This is a genomic window from Verrucomicrobiota bacterium, assembly GCA_039192515.1.
Classification (GTDB): domain Bacteria; phylum Verrucomicrobiota; class Verrucomicrobiia; order Methylacidiphilales; family JBCCWR01; genus JBCCWR01.
On record JBCCXA010000005.1, the window covers coordinates 42,189 to 60,962 of the forward strand.

An 18,774-nucleotide genomic window follows, 5' to 3' on the forward strand; every position below is an offset into this window, starting at 1 on the left:
TGACCTCTCTCCATTTATAAATATAGCGCCTCATGGCCAATACATTTTAACCCTTTCTGGCTTGAATAATCATTTGGTCTCTTCTTTACATTATGTCTTCAATTTATCTGCTTGTAAATACATGCTATACCACTTTGTAAGGAGCGAGTAACAGCTTATCACTGAGTGTTGACCAAAGCCTACGAAAGTAAGATTAAGGCGAAATGGTGAAATAGAGACTTAAAGATCCAGGTAAGATCTTGCCTCAAGAAACGTGAAATCTTCTAGGAACATCACCTACGAGACCCATGCCCGGTCTATCCGAATTGGTGCTCTGCACTTGATAGTTTGGCCTTCACTTAGCTTTTAAGCTGCGCTCAGAGGATGAGATTGAATACATCTTCGTCGACTCTCTTTTTCATCTGGCCAAGCTTTTACGCATCTCGTCCCATCTCTATGACATCGTGCGGATTAAAGTAGATAAAAATCACAGCATTTAACCTATAGGGTATAGATCTTGCTGAATCAGTAACACCAAATTAATTCAACAAAGGTCAAGATAATATGAGACATGGAGATATTTCAAGTAGCGCAGATACTGTAGGGGTAGCCGTAGTAAATTATAAAATGCCCAGGCTTCATACACGAGAAGAAGTCTTAGCTAATGCACAAAAGATTGCAGATATGATCAAAGGAATGAAGGTCGGGTTACCAGGAATGGATTTAGTAATTTTCCCTGAATACAGCACAATGGGCATTATGTATGACCAAGATGAAATGATGGAGACCGCAGCAACCGTGCCAGGAGATGAAACTGCCATTTTCTCTAAGGCTTGCATAGAGGCTGACACCTGGGGCGTTTTCTCGCTTACTGGGGAGAGACATGAAGAACATCCAAATAAGGCGCCATACAACACGCTCGTCTTGATCAACAACAAAGGCGAGATCGTTCAAAAATACCGTAAATGCATTCCATGGTGCCCAATCGAAGGATGGTATCCAGGAGAAACAACTTATGCTACAGAAGGGCCCAAAGGTTTAAAAATCAGCCTCATCATATGTGATGATGGAAACTATCCGGAAATCTGGCGAGACTGTGCCATGAAAGGGGCTGAATTAATTGTGCGTTGCCAGGGCTACATGTATCCTGCTAAAGAGCAGCAAGTCATGATGGCTAAATGCATGGCCTGGGCCAATAACAGTTATGTAGCCGTTGCTAATGCCACAGGCTTCGACGGTGTTTACTCTTACTTTGGACATTCGGCAATCATTGGTTTCGACGGACGCACCCTAGGAGAATGCGGCGAAGAAGACATGGGGGTACAGTATGCTCAATTGTCGGTAAGCCAAATTCGTGACGCTCGAGCCAATGACCAATCTCAGAATCATCTCTTCAAACTCCTTCACCGCGGGTATACTGGAGTTTACAATTCTGGCGATGGAGATAAGGGAATGGCCACTTGTCCCTTTGACTTTTATCGAAGCTGGGTGATGGATGCTGAAAAGACCCAAGCTGATGTAGAAAAAATCACAAGAAGCAAAATAGGCACAGCCGAGTGCCCAGTTGGCAGCTTGCCCATGGAAGAGACCAAGGAGGCCACTGCGGGTTAGTGAGCCCCACCCACATCATACCAACGCTGAGGTGAATCAATGCCTTTTATTAATGATGTGCTAGAAAACAATCGAGAGCAACTTGAAGAGAATAATATCAAAAGAGCGGGGCAGCGCGTGTCCCGCTTTCGCTTTGAGCCAAGCGAAGTGATTGAACTTCTCTCTAGTCGTATAGTGGGGCAACAAGAGATGATCACTGCTGTTGGCGACATGCTGCATATGACCAAAGCAGATTTCAACTCACAAGACCGCCCCCTTGCTGTTTTCTTCTTTTTAGGATCCACAGGCGTGGGCAAAACAGAAACTGTTAGAATACTTTCTGAAAAAATTTTGGGGAGCAAGGATCAGATCTGTCGGATTGATATGAACACATTGGTCCAAGAACACTATGCTGCCGCTATTACTGGCGCGCCTCCTGGTTATGTAGGAAGCAAGGAAAATAACACGTTGTTGGATAGCGAAAAAATAGAAGGCTCATTCAGCCGCCCTGGCATTGTACTGTTTGATGAGATTGAGAAAGCTAGCAAAGAAGTTATACGCACCCTTTTAAATATTCTAGATACGGGCCAATTAAATCTATCTGGGGGCACGAAAAATATAAATTTTCGAAACGCCATGATCTTCATGACAAGTAATCTTGGCGCGCAAGCTCTTATGAAATATCGAAGGAAATTCGAGTCCGGTTGGCGATCCTGGTGTAGAATGAACCCAAGCAAGAGCCAGGAAAAAGGGATATTACAAGAGGCACTACAGCGAAAATTTGACCCTGAGTTTCTCAATCGGATCGACCGAACTGTTTTTTTCGAACGTCTGGATTCGCGCTGGCTAGACCAACTATTGACTTTAGAACTATTAAAGCTAAACAAACGCCTTTCAAAATGCAGAGCATCCATAGAATTAACAAAGAGCGCTAAAACTTTTTTGCTTACGCAATACGATAAAGAATATGGGGCACGTCACTTAATACGAATGCTTCGGAGTCAACTTGAGCCTAACATAGCAAAGGCATTGAATAGTCATCCGGATAAAACAGCATTCCTTGCACGACTCCAAGGGACAAATTTAGAAGTGATCCCAACTTCCGCCACAAAATAGAACAATTTAGGCGCTATGCGACTCTCCTTATACAATCTAGTCTTTACAAAAACATAGATCCGTGTCATCTAGAAAACATCCATGAATTTTGAAGAGCTAGAGAAGAAACTCTGCTACACCTTCGAAGATAAGGATCTATTAGATCAGGCCTTGACTCATCCCTCAAAAGGATACGAGCTAAAGCGTAAAGTTCCTGACAATCAACGTTTAGAATTCTTAGGCGATGCAGTACTCCAACTTGCATTGACGGTACTTTTGTACCAAGAGCTTCCGGAAAAACCTGAAGGGGAGTTAACTCAGCTTCGGGCCCGCTTGGTGAACCGTGATTGCCTAGCCACAGTCGCTACAGGCTTTGATCTAGGAAACCATTTACAACTCGGTAAAGGAGAAGAACTTAATAAAGGAAGAACCAAAGTTTCTAATCTAGCTGATGCACTTGAGGCTATCATTGGAGCAATCTATCTCGACCAAGGCTTTGATCAAGCTTCTCTATGGATTTACCGCCACTTCAATCACCTCATCCGTACTCAAGAGGATAGCGAATCATATTTTAACCCTAAAGGGGCCTTGCAGGAACACTTACAAAGCCAAGGCAAGGGAACTCCTGTTTACGAGACTCTCGAGGAAACTGGCCCCGACCACAGTAAGAGCTATAAAGTTGCCGTCAAGATTGGCCAAGTTCTATTAGGAATAGGCGAAGGCTCAAGCAAAAAGAATGCTGAAGCTGAAGCAGCCCATCATGCTCTGCTAAAATTTAATAGCGACACATCCACTTCACAGAAAAAAGAAAGTGACAGCATTTGCTGAAAATCCCCATAATAAGTTATGCCATCATTTGACGTCGTTTCTGAAGTAGACATGACTGAAGTCAAAAATTCTGTCATGCAAGCCCGCAAAGAGCTTCAAAGCCGCTATGATTTTAAAGGACTAGAATGGGGAATCGAAGAAGAAAACAAAACAGTGATTGTCTCCTCAAGTGAAGAGTTCAAGGTCGATGCTATTCGCGAGATCCTTTTCAACAAGTTTTCTAAGCGCGGCATTAGCCTCAAAAATATAGAAGTCGGCAAAACAGAGAGGTCTTCTATGGGAAGGGGTCGGCAAGTGCTTACTATGAAGCAAGGACTCGAATCACTAGTTGCTAAACAACTTTGTAAAGAGGTACGAGGAACCGGTCTTAAGGTGCAAGCGCAGCAGGAGGGCGGCAAAATAAGAGTGAGTGGGAAAAACAGAGATGATTTGCAAAAAGTAATCAGCTACCTCAAAGAAAGAGATGATCTTGAAGTGGGCCTGACCTACGAAAATTTCCGCGACTAATGAAGCGGCAACCGCTAAGCAACTAACATCACACCCTATTACCTGTTATCTCCGCCTTCACCCATTGGGTAGGATAGGGGTACGTATTTTCAACCCAAATGATACATGGAGAAAAGCTATAAAAAGGTATCTTTGACTTCTTGTGCTATTTTCAGAGACGTATCTAGTTCTTGGTTAACAATATTCAGGTGACCCATTTTTCTTCCAGCTCTTGCTTTATCCTTGCCATATAGATGTAGTTTGAGACTAGGGGGCTTGAGTAGTTGGCTCCAATCTGGTTTGTTATCCTCAGACTTAAGCCAAGTATCACCTAAAATATTTACCATAACAACTGGACTTAGGAGTTTGGTAGAGCCGAGCGGTAAATTGCAGATAGCCCTTACGTGTTGTTCAAATTGACAAGTGAGGCAAGCATCTAAACTATAATGGCCAGAATTATGGGGTCTAGGAGCACATTCATTGACCAGTAGCTCACCATCTACTGTAAAAAACATTTCAACAGCAATAAGGCCTATCACGTCTAGGGTCTCCGCAATTGAAATGGCCATCTCTCTAGCTTGTTTCTGCACTTTTTCCGGCACTTGCGCAGGAACAATAGAAAGATCCAGTATGTGGTTGGTATGTTTGTTTTCAGCTACTGGAAAGGTAGAGCATTCTCCACTACGAGAGCGGGCACAAACAACTGAGAGCTCACTCTTATAGTTGACCCATTTTTCAAGCACTGCCTTAGAAATCGCATGCTCATTAAGTTCTTGCCAAAGCTTAGAGACTGCATCTATGTCCATAGTATTTTCAGGGGTCAATTTTATTTGTCCTTTACCGTCATACCCAAAGTCTGCAGTTTTTAAAACAGATGGAGTGCCTATTTCCTCTATGGCTTGGGAAAGTTCACTAGGGGAAGTAACCATCTTAAAAGGAGGTAGCGGGTAACGATTTTGGTTCAAGAAGAGTTTTTCGCGCTCTCTATTTTGACAAGTGTGAAGCACCGACCAGTGTGGAAATATTTGGTCGGTAGTAGTGTATTCTAACTCCTTCAAGACATCTCCAGGGATGTTCTCAAATTCAAAGGTAATGAGATCTATTTGCTCAGCAAATTTCTTGAGAGCTGTAATATCACCATAATCAGCTTGGACTGTCTGGTCCGCTACGTGACTGGCAGGACAATGCGGATTCGGATCAAGCACCAGAATTTTATAGCCGAGTCGTCTTGCAGCTATCGCAGTCATGCGCCCGAGCTGACCTCCGCCAATAATGCCAATTCTGGCGGGTGGAAGGAAAATTTGTTGATTCAATGCTTAAAGATTTTCTGAGGTTTTGAGAACTTTATCGGTCTGGTTTTTTCGGAAGCGTTTAAGTCGCTGTTTGACTTCTCTGTCTTGTAGCGCAATGATAGCAGCAGCTGCTAATCCGGCATTAGTAGCGCCTGCTTTACCAATTGCTAAAGTTGGGACAGGAATCCCTGCTGGCATCTGAACGATTGATAAAAGCGAATCCACACCCTTGAGTGTTCTGGATTCCACAGGAACTCCCAATACGGGTATTTCTGTCATAGCTGCTGTCATTCCCGGTAAATGAGCTGCTCCACCAGCACCCGCGATAATGCACTGTAGCCCCCTACTTGCAGCTTTCTTAGCGTAATCATAGAGAAGTTCGGGGGTACGGTGGGCGCTAACCACTTTTTTTTCGTAGCACACAACAAGCTTCTCAAGCGTTTGGGCACTGTATTGCATGGTTTCCCAATCTGAAATGCTACCCATAATAATGCCTACTTGAGGTTTGGAGTTCGCTTTGGTCTTTGCTTTGGTCATGGAGCTCTAACCAGTATCTTCATCTATGCTTTGACAGGCTTGCATAAGGTTGCCCATAGAGTCTCCGTGGATCGTTTTCATAGGACTATTCTCGTCAAATTTAAAATTGAAGCTGCCGTTGCGTTGGTTCACTATGCGTTTGAGCCCATTAACACCAGTATGTCTATCTGCCGTTTCTGCATGGATTATGACCCCTTCATCGAAATAGATATGATGATTTTTTTCATCTGGATCGGTAATAATCAAGTGCCCCGTCTTGGTTCCTTGAACAAGTATTTGACATAGATCAATAATACTAAATTCCGATAGGTCTCCGTTTAACAAATGATTACTGTTTTCAGGAGTTTCCGTGTCTGGTGAATGAACCCTATCTTCGATTTTCTCTGCTACATCTATAATAGACTCCAGTTTTTTCATCATGGAGTCAATGTGGTGTTCTTTATCGATGAGGTTGGAGGCAACAGATCGAGCGAGCCCAATGGCTTTTTCATCCTCAAGTTTTAGCTGGATGGCTTGGGTGATTTTTCCTGCTGACTTTTCCTCAGACTCGTCAAATACCTGATGAAGAGCTTCAGCGGGTTCCATTTCCCCTTGACCAATCTGAACAATACTCAAAATAACGAGTCCTGTTTCCTGTGCAAGCTCCGTGCAGATCTCTACAGAGAATGTAGGACCCGCTTCGGGGATCATATTCAATTGGCGGAAGACAGGTTGTGATACTTTTTGTTCGCGCCAATTAGCACTGAGTTCATTATACAGAATGTCAAAATCAGTTTCAAAAATTTGGTTAAAGGAGTATCCTGCTTGAAGATTGCGTATTTTACTCTGATGGATATGTGCAAATCGAGGATTTACATTGATGAGCCGACCATTCTGATCAAATGAAGCTACCGGCAAAGGCAGATGGTCAAATAGTATTTGGAATTGTTGGTCGACTTGTACCTGCCTAAAGCTATCGCGGAAGAGTTCTTTATTCCTTTTGACTAGTGCTGCCTGCTGAGCTTCCATGGCAGTTAGGCGGTGCATGAGGTCCTCGATATGGTCGACAATAAGATCTCTTACGGAAATAAGACCAACAAAAATGTTATCATCTCGCACAACGATATCCGTGAGAAAAGATTCCTCATGCCCTTTCTCAGTAACCAGGGCAGTGACAACATCACCAATAGGCCTATTGATTTCTACCACAACAGGGTCATCAATCATGAGATCTTGAATAGGTGTATCAAGAATAGCTGGGTCGAGGCCTCTACTGACTAATATTTCGTTTAGATGGAAGCGACTGATGACGCCAAATTTCCCAGGCTCGATTACGACACCCAAGCAGGAAACTGACGGTTGTGTTTGGAACCAGATCTTAACTTCACGCATCGGCAGCCGGCCCTCGACATAATTGGTAGTGTATACGAGATCTTGAGCAAAATTAATCTTAGTAGACGACACGGCTATTAATTAAGGAGGATTACACCCAAGTGGCAAGTTTTCACTCGTTTTTTATAAAACAGTTCTAGAATTAACAAAAGCCAAAAAGCTTGTTATATTACGTCTTATTTCAAAAATCTTCTGGAGATCCAAGGAAAGATAGCTAGAGTTCTGCTTTCCTTATGAAAGAGATACGGAATCTTCATGTTAAGAACTGTGAGCGCCTTATATCACCCAAGGCATTGCGCCATGAAATCCAGCTGTCTGAAGCAGTGGTTGATTCAGTACTAGGCGGAAGAGAAGCCGTCCGGAAGATTCTAATGAAACAGGATAAACGTTTCTTAGTTGTCGTGGGACCTTGCTCTATTCATGATCCTATCGGGGCATTGGAGTATGCGGAGAGGCTTAATCAAGTAAGGAAAGATCTAGAAGACCGCTTATTCATTATGATGCGTGTCTATTTCGAGAAACCTCGAACGACTATTGGCTGGAAAGGGCTTATAAATGATCCACATTTAGATGGAACAAATGATATTCAAGAAGGTCTGAAACTAGGTAGAAAGCTTCTTTTGCAAATCACGCAAATGGGGCTTCCTGCGGCCACTGAATTTCTTGATCCCATTGTGCCACAGTATACTTCTGATTTGGTGAGTTGGGCGGCAATAGGTGCACGCACTACCGAGTCACAGACTCATCGACAAATGGCTAGTGGTTTATCTATGCCTGTTGGTTTTAAAAATAGCACGGATGGAAGTTTACAGGTGGCGATTGATGCCATGGGAGCTGCTATGCATCCGCACTCTTTTATCGGAATAGATGAGGACGGTGCAAATTGTATTTTTCATACAACAGGTAATAGTTGGGGCCATATCATTTTAAGAGGCGGTGCTAAGCGCACTAACTATGATACCGAGAGTATAGCTGAATCTATGGGGCGTCTGGATTCATCCAGACTTAACCCTGTATTGATGGTAGACTGCAGTCATGCCAATTCAGGCAAAGAGCCAGCACGTCAAGAGTTGGTCTGGAACAGTATTTTGGATCAGAGAATCGCTGGTAATGATGGAATTATAGGTGCTATGGTAGAGAGCAATCTTTTTGAGGGTAAGCAGTTTATTGGGGACGGTAAAAACCTATGTTATGGGGTTTCTATAACAGATCCTTGTCTATCTTGGGCGAGCACGGAAAAATTGCTGCTTAGTGGCTATGAGAAATTGGCTGCAAATGGTACAAAGTAAGTATCCTGAGGATATTCGATCTATCCTTTTCTATACTAGACTAATTTTTGTAATAGGTTAAAGTATGAAGCGTAGGAGAGAAGATCGCAGTTGACAATTTTTGTAGTAGGATATGGCTATTCAAAGACCTTCAAGGAGAACTATTTTATCAAGCCTCATATCACTTAATTTTTTGGAAAGTGAATATGCACTACTAAGACCTAGGCAATATGAAGCTAAAAAGAAACTTCAAAAGGAAATAGACCGGGATAGAAAAAAGCTTCCTCACCCTATTTTAGGTCATCATGACCGTATTAGAGTCAAAGGGAGATCCAGTACGAGTCCTGTTATTAATTGGGTTTGTCGTGGTTGTTTCATAGCGGTCCCAGTAGGTTTAAGATCTGCTTTGGCTCAAAAAGAGGACATTTTAATCTGCGAAAATTGTGGATCCTATATTTATATAGGTGATGAGACTGAAGATCTCTTAGGTAAAAAGAAGTTCAAAGAGCTCTTTCCAGAGGATGAAACTGAGTCTAAAAAAGGGTCTTTGGCCAAGAAAGCACCAGCTAAAAAAACAGCCACTAAAAAGGTCGCAGTCAAGAAGAGAACTGCCAAAAAGACGACTAAGTAGTTGCCTACAAAAATTAGTCCTACACATTCACTCTATAAAGAGGTATCCAGCTCTTCTTCTACAATACCTACTTTTGCTTAAATTTACTTTTGAAGGCTTTTGGTGCGTCATGAGTAGTCTTACAGCCTCAATTTGGTCGTAAGATGGAGCCCTGATGTTTTGAGAATGTAGCCAGCTTCTAATGTAACGCTTCTGATACGCAGGGTGTTTATGTTTGATATCTTTGATAAATACTTTGGTGGGCAACTCGTTGGGAATTAATTTTTGCCAGTAATCATTTTCATCAGAGATAAGTTTTGCAGTTCTTAAGATTAGAGGTGCACTCTCTCTGCCACTCATTTGGCTCATCATGGGCAACAATTGGTGTCGTATACGGTTGCGAAAAAAATCCAGTGATTTGTTTGTTTTATCCTCTTTCCAAGCGACTTTTTGATCTCTGGCAATTACCTCGAGTTCCTTCCTGCTAAATTCCAACAAAGGACGAATAATTTTTACACCACCTCTAAAACGCTCTTTTATTAGGCCTGCAAGACCGTCGGGACCGGCTCCTCTACAAAGTTGCAAAAGGAACGTCTCTACTAAATCGTCAGCATGGTGGGCAGTCCAAATAGAGTGTAAATTGTGCCTTCGAGCCTCTTTAAGTAAGAATTCCCAGCGTTCATTACGGGCCTGGCCTTCACTGGTAACTCCTTTGGTCTTTGCTTTGCCAATGGAATAGGGCATCTGAGTCTTTTCACAATGGACTTCGATCCAGGTCACAACCTCATCGCTTTCCTCTTTCCTCCATTTGTGATTAAAATGTAGTAGATGTATAGGAACCTTTGATTCGTTAAGAATATGCAGAAGTAACATAGAGTCCATACCTCCTGAGCATGCCAATCCTATAGATCGTCCGTCATGAGGCTTGCAAGAGTGAATTTCTTGTATTACGCGGTTTAAGATCATTTTCTTCTAAGGGGGCTTGCGAATTATAAAAATACTGTCATGGTTCTAAAACAATGAAAAAATACGCCTTGGGCTGCATAGGCTCTATTCTAATTGTCGCCCTAATGGGTAGCTTAATAGTTAATCTAGTGCTAATCGTCTCGAAAGGTGCTACATCGAGTGGAATGTCTGCTTCTAGTGGCTTTCTGGATCCTTTTGAAGAAGTTGTTGTCACAGGTAAGGGATCTTCAAAAGAACAGATAGGGCTTATTAATGTATTTGGTGTTATAGGTTATTCTCAGCCTGGAGATGTTTACGACTCTATGGTGGACGATATTATTGCAAAGATTAAAAAGGCCAAAAAGGATTCATCTATCAAGGCAGTGATTGTTCGCATCGATAGTCCTGGAGGGGAAATTACAGCTAGTGATGTCATTTACCACCACATCAAACAATTAGACGAGGTGAAGCCTGTGGTTATATATATGGACAGTGTAGCTGCTTCAGGGGGGTATTACTCTGCTATTGCAGGGCGTTACATCATGGCCAATGAGCTCACGATTACTGGAAGTATTGGAGTCATTATGCAAACCCTCCAATTTAAAGAATTGATGGACAAGATTGGTGTAAACGGAGTTACCATTAAATCAGGCAGGCTTAAAGATCTGCTAAATCCCTTTCGTGATGCAACTCCTGAGGAAATTCAACTCCTTCAAAACATGATCGACGAGAGCTATGCTAAATTTGTAGGCCTTGTCGCCGAGGAAAGGGAGCTAGCCATAGACTTATTAAAATCAGAAATTGCGGATGGCCGCATTTTAAGCGGTAAGCAGGCCCAGGAAGTTGGACTAATTGATCAAACAGGTTATTTCGAAGACGCTATCAAGAAGACAGCTGAAATTGCTGGAATCAGTGAAAATTCGCAGGTTATCAGATATGAGACACCATTCAGCTTTAACCGGCTGATCAGAATATTCGGTAAAGCTCCAAGCCATCACGGTAAGAAAGTGGAGCTAGACCTAGGCTTAAATGGTGTTCAGCTACAGCCGGGGAAACTTTACTACATTGCCCCGACATTTGTTCGGGGCCTTTAATAGATGCTCTTCTCTCTTATTACGTTGTAGCTTAATCGCCAGGCCTAGGTAGTTTTCTATCTGTGGATGATATTTTTTCCCAGCAATCGATGATACAACTACTTTCGGGGTTGTTGATTTTCCCTATTAGTTTGCTAGCCCTTAACTATGTGAGAAAAAGGCATAGAGAGTTATTGGCTTATCGCAATCATCTAGTAGAAGCAGACGTGCCTTGGTCTCTTATGCTGATGATTGTCTTGTCAGTAGCTTTCATTCCCCTCTTACCTGGCCTTAATATGTATCTAGCTGCACTCATGCCTTTCCTCATAGTGCTTGGAGCTATCATGGTCTTTCTTTCACAGCGAATAGACATCGAGCAATTGTGGATTGGTGGGAAGCTACCCTATCTATTCGTTCTAAAATGGATGATCATCATCTATCTTGCTTTACCTCTACCTATGGCGCTGTTAGCCGCTCTCTCAACCTTAATTTTGCATTTCGTTGGGATTGAGACAGATGCTCAAGATACTGTCCAACATTTTTTAACTTTAGAGAACACTGAGGACTACTTGTCATTTGTGATCTATGCTTGTGCTATAGCTCCTGTTTTGGAAGAGATTTTCTTTAGAGGATTTTTATTTCCTATTATGAAAAAGAGAGCAGGTTCCTTGTTTGCCTACTTGGTGACCGCTATTTTGTTTGGTGCAGTGCATGGTCATCTCCCTTCATTCATTCCACTTTCATTTTTGGGACTAGTCTTAGCTTGGTTGTATGATGCCTCAGGCAGATTATGGCTATCTGTATTACTGCACGCGCTCTTCAATAGCATCTCTCTTGCTCTGTTATTTGTGCTTAAAATGATGGGCATATTGACGCTTTGAATCTTGTTTTCAAACAGTTACTAAATTTTTTATGTAAAACATCGTGAAAAATTGATTAAAGTTAATTTATTATGGCGATGTTATTTTTTGCAGGTTTCACTCGACTTCTTTTTTTTAAGGCAGAATATGGAAGTAGCTCATGAACAAGATAAACGCAATCTTACGAAAATGTTCCTCTGCTTTTGGTGCTAGCAAAGAGGAACAGCATTTCGCCTTTGCTCGCTTTCATCATGTTGATTTTAATTCTCAGACACTTAGCCAACTAATGTTAGTGCAAAAGAGAAAAATTAATCTAAATGCCCCATCTAGGGAAGAAGTTGAGTCTCAGAGTCCTAGATATTGAAACGAGGCCCTAAATAAAGCTCCCTAGCAACAGAGTCGTTGATCAGAAAGTCGCTCGTTCCCTCGCTTTCCACACGCCCTTCACATATGAGGTAAGCGCGATCAACAACTGATAAAGTCTCTCGAACGTTGTGGTCCGTGATTAGAATAGCCAGTCCTTTTTCCCTCAAAGACAATATAATTTGCTGAATATCATATACGGCCATCGGATCAACGCCACTAAAGGGCTCGTCAAGCAGCAAGAGAGAAGGGTTCGTAACCAAACAGCGTGCTATGGAGAGCCTCCTTTTTTCACCTCCAGATAGTGTGTACGCTTTGCTTTTACGAATATGTTCAATACCTAGTTCCATCATGAGCTCTTCACATCTGTCACGACGCTCCTTGGGGGTAAGCTGCAGAGTTTCCAAAATTGCCAGGATATTATCCTCCACCGTGAGCAGGCGAAAAATCGATTCCTCTTGGGGCAAATAACCAATGCCATGCCGAGCTCGGCGGTACATGGGCATATCACCAACGCTCCTTCCGGAAAAGGAGATGGTACCACTTGTTGGTTTGATAAGACCAACTATCATGTAGAAGCAGGTGGTTTTTCCTGCTCCATTCGGTCCTAATAGCCCGACAATTTCTCCATTGCCCACACGCATACTAACGCCGTTCACTACGTTGCGGTCGCCATAATTTTTAATGAGAGACTCAGTAACAAGCAATTCAAGCATAAGCAGGAGGTAAGAGGAGATTGAGAAGTGAGCTTATTCTAAGTAAAACTGAAGCTTACTGCGGCCTGTTACTTCCATTTTGTCAGTTTCAGGATAGATATTAATAGTATTGCCCGAGACGATGTTCTCACCCTGGGTTACAACAGGGTTCCCGGTTAAAATGATCTTCTTCTCACCCACAAGATACTCTGCTTCGCGGCTTTCAGATGATTTATCGGCTTGTTTGATACGCACCTGCCCCTTGGCCAACATGCGCTCTACTTTGTTGTCCACAGTAAAATAGACAACCATTTCTTCGGTAAATAGTTCAAATTTGGGGTGAGAAACAACTACCTTGCCAGCGAAGACCCCTTGTTTTTCTTCTAGGTTTAGAGTAAAGCTCTCACTTGATATAGTTGTTTCGGCGTTCTCATTTTGTGCCAGACAAGCGTGCTGCCATGTGAGCGTCAGGATGAGATTAAGGTAGATGAGATGTCTTTTCATTTTACTAATAAATCGTCTTGGTTCGTGAGTTTAACTTTTACATTGCCTTTTAAATTTCCTTTAGAGCCTGCAAGCTCCCAGTCCATTTGCTCTGCCTCTATGATAAGGCCAGGACGAATAATCTTAACACCTTTGTCAGTTGTAAGTCGGTTCTGGCTTCGCCAGAAGTCGCTTTGAGTAGAGGTGATTTCCATCACTGTGTCACCCTTTTCAAAGAATTCAATTTTAAGTCCTCTAACTTTAATACGGCTGGAGGTCATGACCGTGGCCTCTTTACCATGTATTTTCGCTTTGATTTGCCCTTGAGAGTCATGTTGAGGCATTTCAAAACCCTTAATGATTGAGCCTATGCTGAAATCGGTTTGAGCGAAAAGCAGAGCCAAGGGTAGACATAAGCAGATTAGGATAATAAATACTGCACTTACTTTGGTGTTTGGTCGACGCAGTGAACGCTTGTATTTTCTGTCTGCAAACAGTTGACCAGTAAATCTCTCAAGATTGGCTTGCTTCATGAATAATCTTTAATTTTCGCAAAATTTTGGGAAGAAGAGCAAGAGGAATCATATTCGCACCATCAGAAGGAGATTGAGAGGGTTTCGGATGGGTTTCCATAAATAGACCGTCAACTCCAGTGGCCAAAGCAGCTCTAGCTAAATGTGGAGCCATAGCCCCGTCCCCACCTGTGGCTTGGCCTAGAGCTCCAGGCCTTTGCACCGAGTGTGTGGCATCAAAGATGACTGGATGCCCTTGTTCTCGCATCCAAATTAACGAGCGCATATCTACTACTAGGTTTTGATAACCAAAACTTGAGCCACGCTCTGTTATGTAATACTTCTTACACCCTGCCTCTTTTAATTTATCTGCAATAGGTTGTATCTCAAGTGGGGAAAGGAATTGGCCTTTCTTGACATTAATGGTTCTCCCTGTTGCTGCAGCCGCGGAAATGAGGTCCGTCTGCCGGCATAGGAAAGCAGGCACTTGGATGATATCAAGAACCTTTGAGGCGGGTTCGGCTTCCTCAACCAGGTGAATATCACTGGTAACTGCAATGTTCAATTTGCTTTTGATCTCATAGAGAATTTCAAGTCCCACTCTAAGGCCAGGGCCTCTATAGGAATTGATGCTTGTGCGGTTAGCCTTGTCGTATGAGGCTTTAAAAATAAATGGAAGCTCTAGACTCTCTGCAATACTTTTGAGGCGTTTGGCAATTTTTAAGGCAGAGCTTTTATCCTCAAGAACGCATGGACCTGCGATGAATGTAAAAGGCTTTATTTTCTTAGGCATCTGCTTGAGTATAAAACGGTGGTTATGAGGCCTTATTCGCTTGAGAGTGCTCCAAGCTGGCCTTTACAAAATTAAAAAATAAGGGGTGAGCTGCTGTAGGTTTTGATTTAAATTCTGGGTGGTACTGTGCGGCAACAAACCAAGGATGGTCGATCACCTCAACAACCTCAACTAGATCTCTATCCTTATAAGTTCCAGCAACGCGCAGTCCTGCATTTTCAATTTGTTCTTTGTAATGGTTGTTGAATTCATAGCGATGACGGTGCCTCTCGTAAATAAGTTCCTCTCTATAAGCAGCATAGGCTTTACTACCTTTTGATAAAACACAAGGAGAGTCACCTAGCCTCATTGAGGCGCCCTTTTGTTTGACCTCCTTTTGCTCCTCTAGCAATGAAATAACTGGATCAGGGGTGGCCTCTTGAAATTCCGTACTATGAGCACCATTCATGCCACAGACATTGCGGGCAAACTCAATCACCGCGATTTGCATACCTAAGCACAGACCCAAGTAAGGAGTTTTATTTTCTCGAGCAAATTGTGCGGCTGCAATCTTGCCCTCAATACCACGCGACCCGAAGCCGCCAGGGATCAGAATACCATCAATCCCTGACAGAAATTTTCCAGCACCTTCTGCTTCAATGTCCTCAGCGTCCACCCGTAGAACATAAACGCCACAGTCGGCCTTAGCTCCAGCATGAGTCAGGGCCTCATAGATCGATTTATAAGCATCTTGATGCTCAATATATTTACCAACAACAGCAATGTTAACATGGCTCTTCGGTGCAATGATACGGTTCACCATATTTTCCCAATTGCGCATATCGGCATGCGGAAGATCTAGATGTAGGTAGCGACAGACCAAGCTATCCAACTTTTCTCTTTGGAGCATAAGGGGAACTTCATAGATAGAATAAGCGACATCTATCTCCTCAATTACTGCTTCGGGTGAAACATTGCAGAATAGAGAAAGTTTTTGCCTCACCTCCTTCTCAACAGGGTGCTCTGTGCGACATACTAGAACCTTTGGCTGTATACCGATCTCACGTAGTTTCGCAACTGACTGTTGGGTGGGTTTAGATTTTAGCTCTCCCGCAGCTTTAATATAGGGCAAGAGAGTGACATGAATAAACAGAGCATTCTCTTGGCCTACTTCAAGTGCGAATTGGCGAATAGCCTCCAAGAAGGGTAGACCCTCTATATCCCCTGTTGTGCCACCGATTTCAGTGATGATGATATCACAATCATGGATCTGAGCGATCTTATTGATCCGTGCTTTAATTTCATCAGTGATATGCGGAATAACTTGAATGGTCTTTCCGAGGTAATCTCCACGCCGTTCTTTACGGAGAACCTCCTCATAGACTTGGCCAGCAGTAAGGTTGTTGTTCTTGGACAATTTACTGCTGGTAAAGCGTTCGTAGTGACCAAGGTCTAGGTCTGTTTCTGCGCCGTCCTCTAGCACATAGACTTCACCATGCTGAAAAGGGCTCATCGTTCCTGGATCTACATTTAGATAAGGGTCGAATTTCTGAATCACAACCTTAAGTCCGCGATGTTCGAGTAACGTGCCTAAAGCCGCTGCTGTTAGTCCTTTTCCGAGAGAACTAACGACCCCCCCTGTAATAAAGATGTATTTCATTTCCCTAATGTTTTCTCTAAGTGTTGTAGATCTTCAGGTGTATCAACACCTATAGTTTTCAAACTAGTTGGCACGACGCGAATCGCAATACCATTCTCTAGGGCGCGTAACTGTTCTAGCTTTTCGGTTTGCTCCAAAGGACTTGGAGAGAGTTTAACTAGCTTTTGTAAGGTTACTCTTTGGTAGCAATAGATACCAAGGTGCTGATAATAATGAACACTAGATTTATCTTCGCCATCCCTTGGATAGGGGATAGGTGCTCGTGAAAAATAGAGAGCCCTTTTTTGGCTATCGGTAACTACCTTGACTAGATTGGGATTCGTGCAATCCTCCGTAGGATGCATAGCACGTGCAAGTGTGCCGATAGGGCAATCACCCATATCATCAATGAGATCGTCTAAGCACCTGCCATCCACTTGTGGCTCATCTCCTTGCACATTGATCACCAGATCGGCCTCGCTATTCTTGATGGCCGCAGCTACTCGATCAGTTCCAGAAGGCAAGCCTGGATCAGTCATGACAGCGTGGCACCCAAAACCTTCAACAAGCTTTTGAATTTCAATGTGGTCTGTGGCCACAAGGATGTCCTTGATATATTGGGATTTTTGCACCCCTTCCCATACCCACTGCAGCAATGGCTTCCCACAAAGACTTGCTAACATTTTCTTAGGGAAGCGAGTTGAGGCGTACCTAGCGGGTATAACAGCGATTATTTTATGAGACATTGACTAATTTACCTTCTGTATCCACTGTGCAGCCTCTAGCAGTGTCTTGGCCGCATAGTCGGCATTTTCTAATGCCTCATCTTTTTCATCTTTGTAACTACCGGTTAGAACTAGAATGCTTGAACAACCGGCATTTTTCCCGCACATGACATCTGCAACGCGATCTCCAATGAAGTAAGATCGAGAAAGATCAAGCTGGTAGGCATCTCGCGCTTGGTTCACATAGGCTGGTAAGGGTTTGCGGTAAGAAAGCTCCTTGTTAGTTCCGGTCTCAGGACATGCATAGGCATTATATATTTTTGTAAAAGGGCTAGTGACATCTTTTTCTTTAAGCTGTCGAAGCATCTCCTGATTAACGAGCTTTACTTGCTCCCTTGTAATGTAGCCTCGCCCTACCCCTGATTGGTTAGAAAGAATAAACAATGCATAACCTAGTTCCTTCATAAGCTTTAGAGCTTCTGGTGCGGTAGGCATTAATTCAACTTTGGAGGGATCTCCATTATAAGGCACATTTTTAATAATGGTGTCATCACGGTCTAGAAAGATGGCGGATTTCATCTATGAAACAAGGCTTACTTGGTAAGAACTTCTTTATTCTGCAAAGAAATATGATTCATGAGTTCCTCAGGTTTTAGGGTTGCTGTTCCAAGTTTTGCAACTACCACACCGGCAGCATAGTTGGCAATTTCTGCTGCTTCTTCTAATTTAAGGCCAGCTGCTAATCCAGCGGTTAAAAAAGCGATAGCAGTATCACCTGCTCCCGATACGTCAAAGACTTCTCTTGCCCTGGTGGGTGTGTAGTAAGTCTTTCCGCTTTTGTCAAAAAACACCATGCCCTGTTCCCCAAGCGTGACGAGAAGTTGTTGTATCTCCCATTTCCTCAGAAGGATTTTCCCAACTTTATGTAGGCTTTCTAAGTTTTCATCCAGGGGCATACCTGCTGCAGAGTAGGCTTCTAGTCTATTAGGTTTAACGAGTGTTGCACCTGTCCACTGTAGTGGGTTATTTGGGTTAGGATCGGCAGTAAGGATTTTCTTGTGATCGCGGGAGAGGGAAATGATGCTCTCTACAAGACTTTGAGTCAAAAGACCCTTCCCATAGTCTTCGACAATAATTGCATCATACTTATCAATCTGTCTTTCGATGGTAGACAAGAAAGCTTTTTCTTTTTTTGCAGATAGACTCAACCTTTCTTCTCGATCAACTCGAACTACTTGTTGCTGACGCGCGACGACTCTTGTTTTGACGATAGTTGGGAAACGACTCTCTGCCTGTAGCATACAACCCTTAATTTTGCACGAATGCAAAATCTTTTGCAGTTCACGTCCTCCAGAATCACGGCCGATAATACCGGCAATATCTGTTGAAATCCTAAAATCAGCAAGGTTTCTAGCAACATTGGCCGCACCCCCAGGATATGATGAGTCATGGGTAACATGGACAACTGGCACTGGAGCTTCAGGGGAAATTCGAGAAACTTTTCCCCAGACAAAGCGATCGAGCATAACATCCCCAATAACAAGTATGTGAACCTTCTGCATGCGCTTGATGATCTTTTTTAGGCGTTGTTGAGAAAATATCATTGCAGACAAGACGATAAGGAGTTGCTGAAAAGCTGCAAACCGTAAAT

20 protein-coding genes are annotated in these 18,774 nt (G+C 43.0%); 8 read left to right on the forward strand and 12 right to left on the reverse strand.

Annotation, left to right across the window (positions count from 1 at the left end; genetic code table 11):
- Window positions 1-543 precede the first annotated feature (543 nt).
- The 4 genes from AAGA18_03800 to AAGA18_03815 all read left to right on the forward strand — a co-directional run bounded on the left by AAGA18_03800 (window position 544) and on the right by AAGA18_03815 (window position 3,999).
- On the forward strand, window positions 544-1,590 hold the full coding sequence (locus AAGA18_03800) for an aliphatic amidase (protein ID MEM9444454.1): 1,047 nt from the start codon (window positions 544-546) through the stop codon (window positions 1,588-1,590).
- Window positions 1,591-1,629: 39 nt separating this feature from the next.
- Window positions 1,630-2,685, forward strand: coding sequence for an AAA family ATPase (locus tag AAGA18_03805; protein ID MEM9444455.1), 1,056 nt, complete (start codon window positions 1,630-1,632; stop codon window positions 2,683-2,685).
- Window positions 2,686-2,766: 81 nt separating this feature from the next.
- The gene (rnc, locus tag AAGA18_03810) at window positions 2,767-3,492 is read left to right on the forward strand and encodes a ribonuclease III (GenBank protein MEM9444456.1); all 726 of its coding nucleotides are present in this window, start codon (window positions 2,767-2,769) and stop codon (window positions 3,490-3,492) included.
- A gap of 18 nt (window positions 3,493-3,510) precedes the next feature.
- Complete coding sequence (locus AAGA18_03815; protein MEM9444457.1) at window positions 3,511-3,999, forward strand: YajQ family cyclic di-GMP-binding protein; 489 nt, start codon at window positions 3,511-3,513, stop codon at window positions 3,997-3,999.
- Between the two features lie 116 nt (window positions 4,000-4,115).
- On the opposite strand, the gene AAGA18_03820 is transcribed toward AAGA18_03815, so the two are convergent.
- Genes AAGA18_03820 through AAGA18_03830 form a run of 3 tightly spaced genes read right to left on the reverse strand, consistent with a single transcriptional unit; the run spans window position 4,116 to window position 7,250 of the window.
- Complete coding sequence (locus tag AAGA18_03820) at window positions 4,116-5,291, reverse strand: 5-(carboxyamino)imidazole ribonucleotide synthase (GenBank protein ID MEM9444458.1); 1,176 nt, start codon at window positions 5,289-5,291, stop codon at window positions 4,116-4,118.
- A gap of 3 nt (window positions 5,292-5,294) precedes the next feature.
- Complete coding sequence (gene purE / locus AAGA18_03825) at window positions 5,295-5,807, reverse strand: 5-(carboxyamino)imidazole ribonucleotide mutase (protein ID MEM9444459.1); 513 nt, start codon at window positions 5,805-5,807, stop codon at window positions 5,295-5,297.
- Window positions 5,808-5,813: 6 nt separating this feature from the next.
- Window positions 5,814-7,250, reverse strand: coding sequence for a DUF4388 domain-containing protein (locus AAGA18_03830; protein ID MEM9444460.1), 1,437 nt, complete (start codon window positions 7,248-7,250; stop codon window positions 5,814-5,816).
- A 161-nt stretch (window positions 7,251-7,411) separates the two neighbouring features.
- On the opposite strand from AAGA18_03830, the gene AAGA18_03835 reads away from it, so the two are divergent.
- Both AAGA18_03835 and AAGA18_03840 read left to right on the forward strand, forming a co-directional pair.
- Entirely contained in the window at window positions 7,412-8,467 is a 1,056-nt protein-coding gene (locus tag AAGA18_03835; protein ID MEM9444461.1) for a 3-deoxy-7-phosphoheptulonate synthase, read from the forward strand.
- A gap of 112 nt (window positions 8,468-8,579) precedes the next feature.
- Window positions 8,580-9,077 carry a C4-type zinc ribbon domain-containing protein gene (locus AAGA18_03840; protein MEM9444462.1) on the forward strand — a complete coding sequence of 166 codons (498 nt, stop codon included), beginning with the start codon at window positions 8,580-8,582 and terminating at the stop codon, window positions 9,075-9,077.
- A gap of 27 nt (window positions 9,078-9,104) precedes the next feature.
- On the opposite strand, the gene tilS is transcribed toward AAGA18_03840, so the two are convergent.
- A complete protein-coding gene (gene tilS, locus AAGA18_03845) occupies window positions 9,105-10,022 on the reverse strand; it encodes a tRNA lysidine(34) synthetase TilS (GenBank protein MEM9444463.1) in 918 nt (305 codons plus the stop codon).
- 53 nt (window positions 10,023-10,075) lie between these two features.
- Between tilS and sppA the strand changes: the two genes are divergently transcribed.
- Together sppA and AAGA18_03855 are read left to right on the forward strand one after the other, a co-directional pair.
- Window positions 10,076-11,095 carry a signal peptide peptidase SppA gene (gene sppA / locus AAGA18_03850; protein ID MEM9444464.1) on the forward strand — a complete coding sequence of 340 codons (1,020 nt, stop codon included), beginning with the start codon at window positions 10,076-10,078 and terminating at the stop codon, window positions 11,093-11,095.
- An 89-nt stretch (window positions 11,096-11,184) separates the two neighbouring features.
- The gene (locus tag AAGA18_03855; GenBank protein MEM9444465.1) at window positions 11,185-11,955 is read left to right on the forward strand and encodes a type II CAAX endopeptidase family protein; all 771 of its coding nucleotides are present in this window, start codon (window positions 11,185-11,187) and stop codon (window positions 11,953-11,955) included.
- 332 nt (window positions 11,956-12,287) lie between these two features.
- On the opposite strand, the gene lptB is transcribed toward AAGA18_03855, so the two are convergent.
- From lptB to rfaE1, 8 genes are read right to left on the reverse strand one after another with little or no spacing between them, the layout of a single operon-like run.
- Window positions 12,288-13,013, reverse strand: coding sequence for an LPS export ABC transporter ATP-binding protein (gene lptB, locus AAGA18_03860; protein ID MEM9444466.1), 726 nt, complete (start codon window positions 13,011-13,013; stop codon window positions 12,288-12,290).
- Window positions 13,014-13,046: 33 nt separating this feature from the next.
- The gene (locus AAGA18_03865; protein MEM9444467.1) at window positions 13,047-13,496 is read right to left on the reverse strand and encodes an LptA/OstA family protein; all 450 of its coding nucleotides are present in this window, start codon (window positions 13,494-13,496) and stop codon (window positions 13,047-13,049) included.
- Window positions 13,493-14,008: a hypothetical protein gene (locus tag AAGA18_03870; GenBank protein MEM9444468.1), complete on the reverse strand. Its 516-nt coding sequence runs from the start codon at window positions 14,006-14,008 to the stop codon at window positions 13,493-13,495. The genes AAGA18_03865 and AAGA18_03870 overlap by 4 nt, the downstream gene beginning before the upstream one ends.
- Window positions 13,989-14,780: a 3-deoxy-8-phosphooctulonate synthase gene (kdsA, locus tag AAGA18_03875; protein ID MEM9444469.1), complete on the reverse strand. Its 792-nt coding sequence runs from the start codon at window positions 14,778-14,780 to the stop codon at window positions 13,989-13,991. Before kdsA ends, AAGA18_03870 begins: the two co-directional genes overlap by 20 nt.
- 22 nt (window positions 14,781-14,802) lie before the next feature.
- Entirely contained in the window at window positions 14,803-16,419 is a 1,617-nt protein-coding gene (locus tag AAGA18_03880) for a CTP synthase (GenBank protein ID MEM9444470.1), read from the reverse strand.
- Window positions 16,416-17,144 carry a 3-deoxy-manno-octulosonate cytidylyltransferase gene (kdsB, locus tag AAGA18_03885; GenBank protein ID MEM9444471.1) on the reverse strand — a complete coding sequence of 243 codons (729 nt, stop codon included), beginning with the start codon at window positions 17,142-17,144 and terminating at the stop codon, window positions 16,416-16,418. The genes AAGA18_03880 and kdsB overlap by 4 nt, the downstream gene beginning before the upstream one ends.
- Before the next feature lie 3 nt (window positions 17,145-17,147).
- On the reverse strand, window positions 17,148-17,702 hold the full coding sequence (locus AAGA18_03890; GenBank protein ID MEM9444472.1) for an HAD-IIIA family hydrolase: 555 nt from the start codon (window positions 17,700-17,702) through the stop codon (window positions 17,148-17,150).
- Window positions 17,703-17,716: 14 nt separating this feature from the next.
- Complete coding sequence (rfaE1, locus tag AAGA18_03895; GenBank protein MEM9444473.1) at window positions 17,717-18,727, reverse strand: D-glycero-beta-D-manno-heptose-7-phosphate kinase; 1,011 nt, start codon at window positions 18,725-18,727, stop codon at window positions 17,717-17,719.
- Window positions 18,728-18,774 lie beyond the last annotated feature (47 nt).

What these genes read in the sequence shown, in the direction of transcription:
- kdsB (MEM9444471.1), bottom strand. Translation starts at nt 17,144, where the DNA reads ATGTCTCATAAAATAATCGCTGTTATACCCGCTAGGTACGCCTCAACT.
- rnc (MEM9444456.1), top strand. Translation starts at nt 2,767, where the DNA reads ATGAATTTTGAAGAGCTAGAGAAGAAACTCTGCTACACCTTCGAAGAT.
- AAGA18_03840 (MEM9444462.1), top strand. Translation starts at nt 8,580, where the DNA reads ATGGCTATTCAAAGACCTTCAAGGAGAACTATTTTATCAAGCCTCATA.
- AAGA18_03865 (MEM9444467.1), bottom strand. Translation starts at nt 13,496, where the DNA reads ATGAAAAGACATCTCATCTACCTTAATCTCATCCTGACGCTCACATGG.
- AAGA18_03890 (MEM9444472.1), bottom strand. Translation starts at nt 17,702, where the DNA reads ATGAAATCCGCCATCTTTCTAGACCGTGATGACACCATTATTAAAAAT.
- kdsA (MEM9444469.1), bottom strand. Translation starts at nt 14,780, where the DNA reads ATGCCTAAGAAAATAAAGCCTTTTACATTCATCGCAGGTCCATGCGTT.
- AAGA18_03815 (MEM9444457.1), top strand. Translation starts at nt 3,511, where the DNA reads ATGCCATCATTTGACGTCGTTTCTGAAGTAGACATGACTGAAGTCAAA.
- tilS (MEM9444463.1), bottom strand. Translation starts at nt 10,022, where the DNA reads ATGATCTTAAACCGCGTAATACAAGAAATTCACTCTTGCAAGCCTCAT.
- purE (MEM9444459.1), bottom strand. Translation starts at nt 5,807, where the DNA reads ATGACCAAAGCAAAGACCAAAGCGAACTCCAAACCTCAAGTAGGCATT.
- AAGA18_03880 (MEM9444470.1), bottom strand. Translation starts at nt 16,419, where the DNA reads ATGAAATACATCTTTATTACAGGGGGGGTCGTTAGTTCTCTCGGAAAA.
- AAGA18_03835 (MEM9444461.1), top strand. Translation starts at nt 7,412, where the DNA reads ATGAAAGAGATACGGAATCTTCATGTTAAGAACTGTGAGCGCCTTATA.
- lptB (MEM9444466.1), bottom strand. Translation starts at nt 13,013, where the DNA reads ATGCTTGAATTGCTTGTTACTGAGTCTCTCATTAAAAATTATGGCGAC.
- AAGA18_03805 (MEM9444455.1), top strand. Translation starts at nt 1,630, where the DNA reads ATGCCTTTTATTAATGATGTGCTAGAAAACAATCGAGAGCAACTTGAA.
- AAGA18_03870 (MEM9444468.1), bottom strand. Translation starts at nt 14,008, where the DNA reads ATGAAGCAAGCCAATCTTGAGAGATTTACTGGTCAACTGTTTGCAGAC.
- AAGA18_03800 (MEM9444454.1), top strand. Translation starts at nt 544, where the DNA reads ATGAGACATGGAGATATTTCAAGTAGCGCAGATACTGTAGGGGTAGCC.
- rfaE1 (MEM9444473.1), bottom strand. Translation starts at nt 18,727, where the DNA reads ATGATATTTTCTCAACAACGCCTAAAAAAGATCATCAAGCGCATGCAG.
- AAGA18_03855 (MEM9444465.1), top strand. Translation starts at nt 11,185, where the DNA reads ATGATACAACTACTTTCGGGGTTGTTGATTTTCCCTATTAGTTTGCTA.
- sppA (MEM9444464.1), top strand. Translation starts at nt 10,076, where the DNA reads ATGAAAAAATACGCCTTGGGCTGCATAGGCTCTATTCTAATTGTCGCC.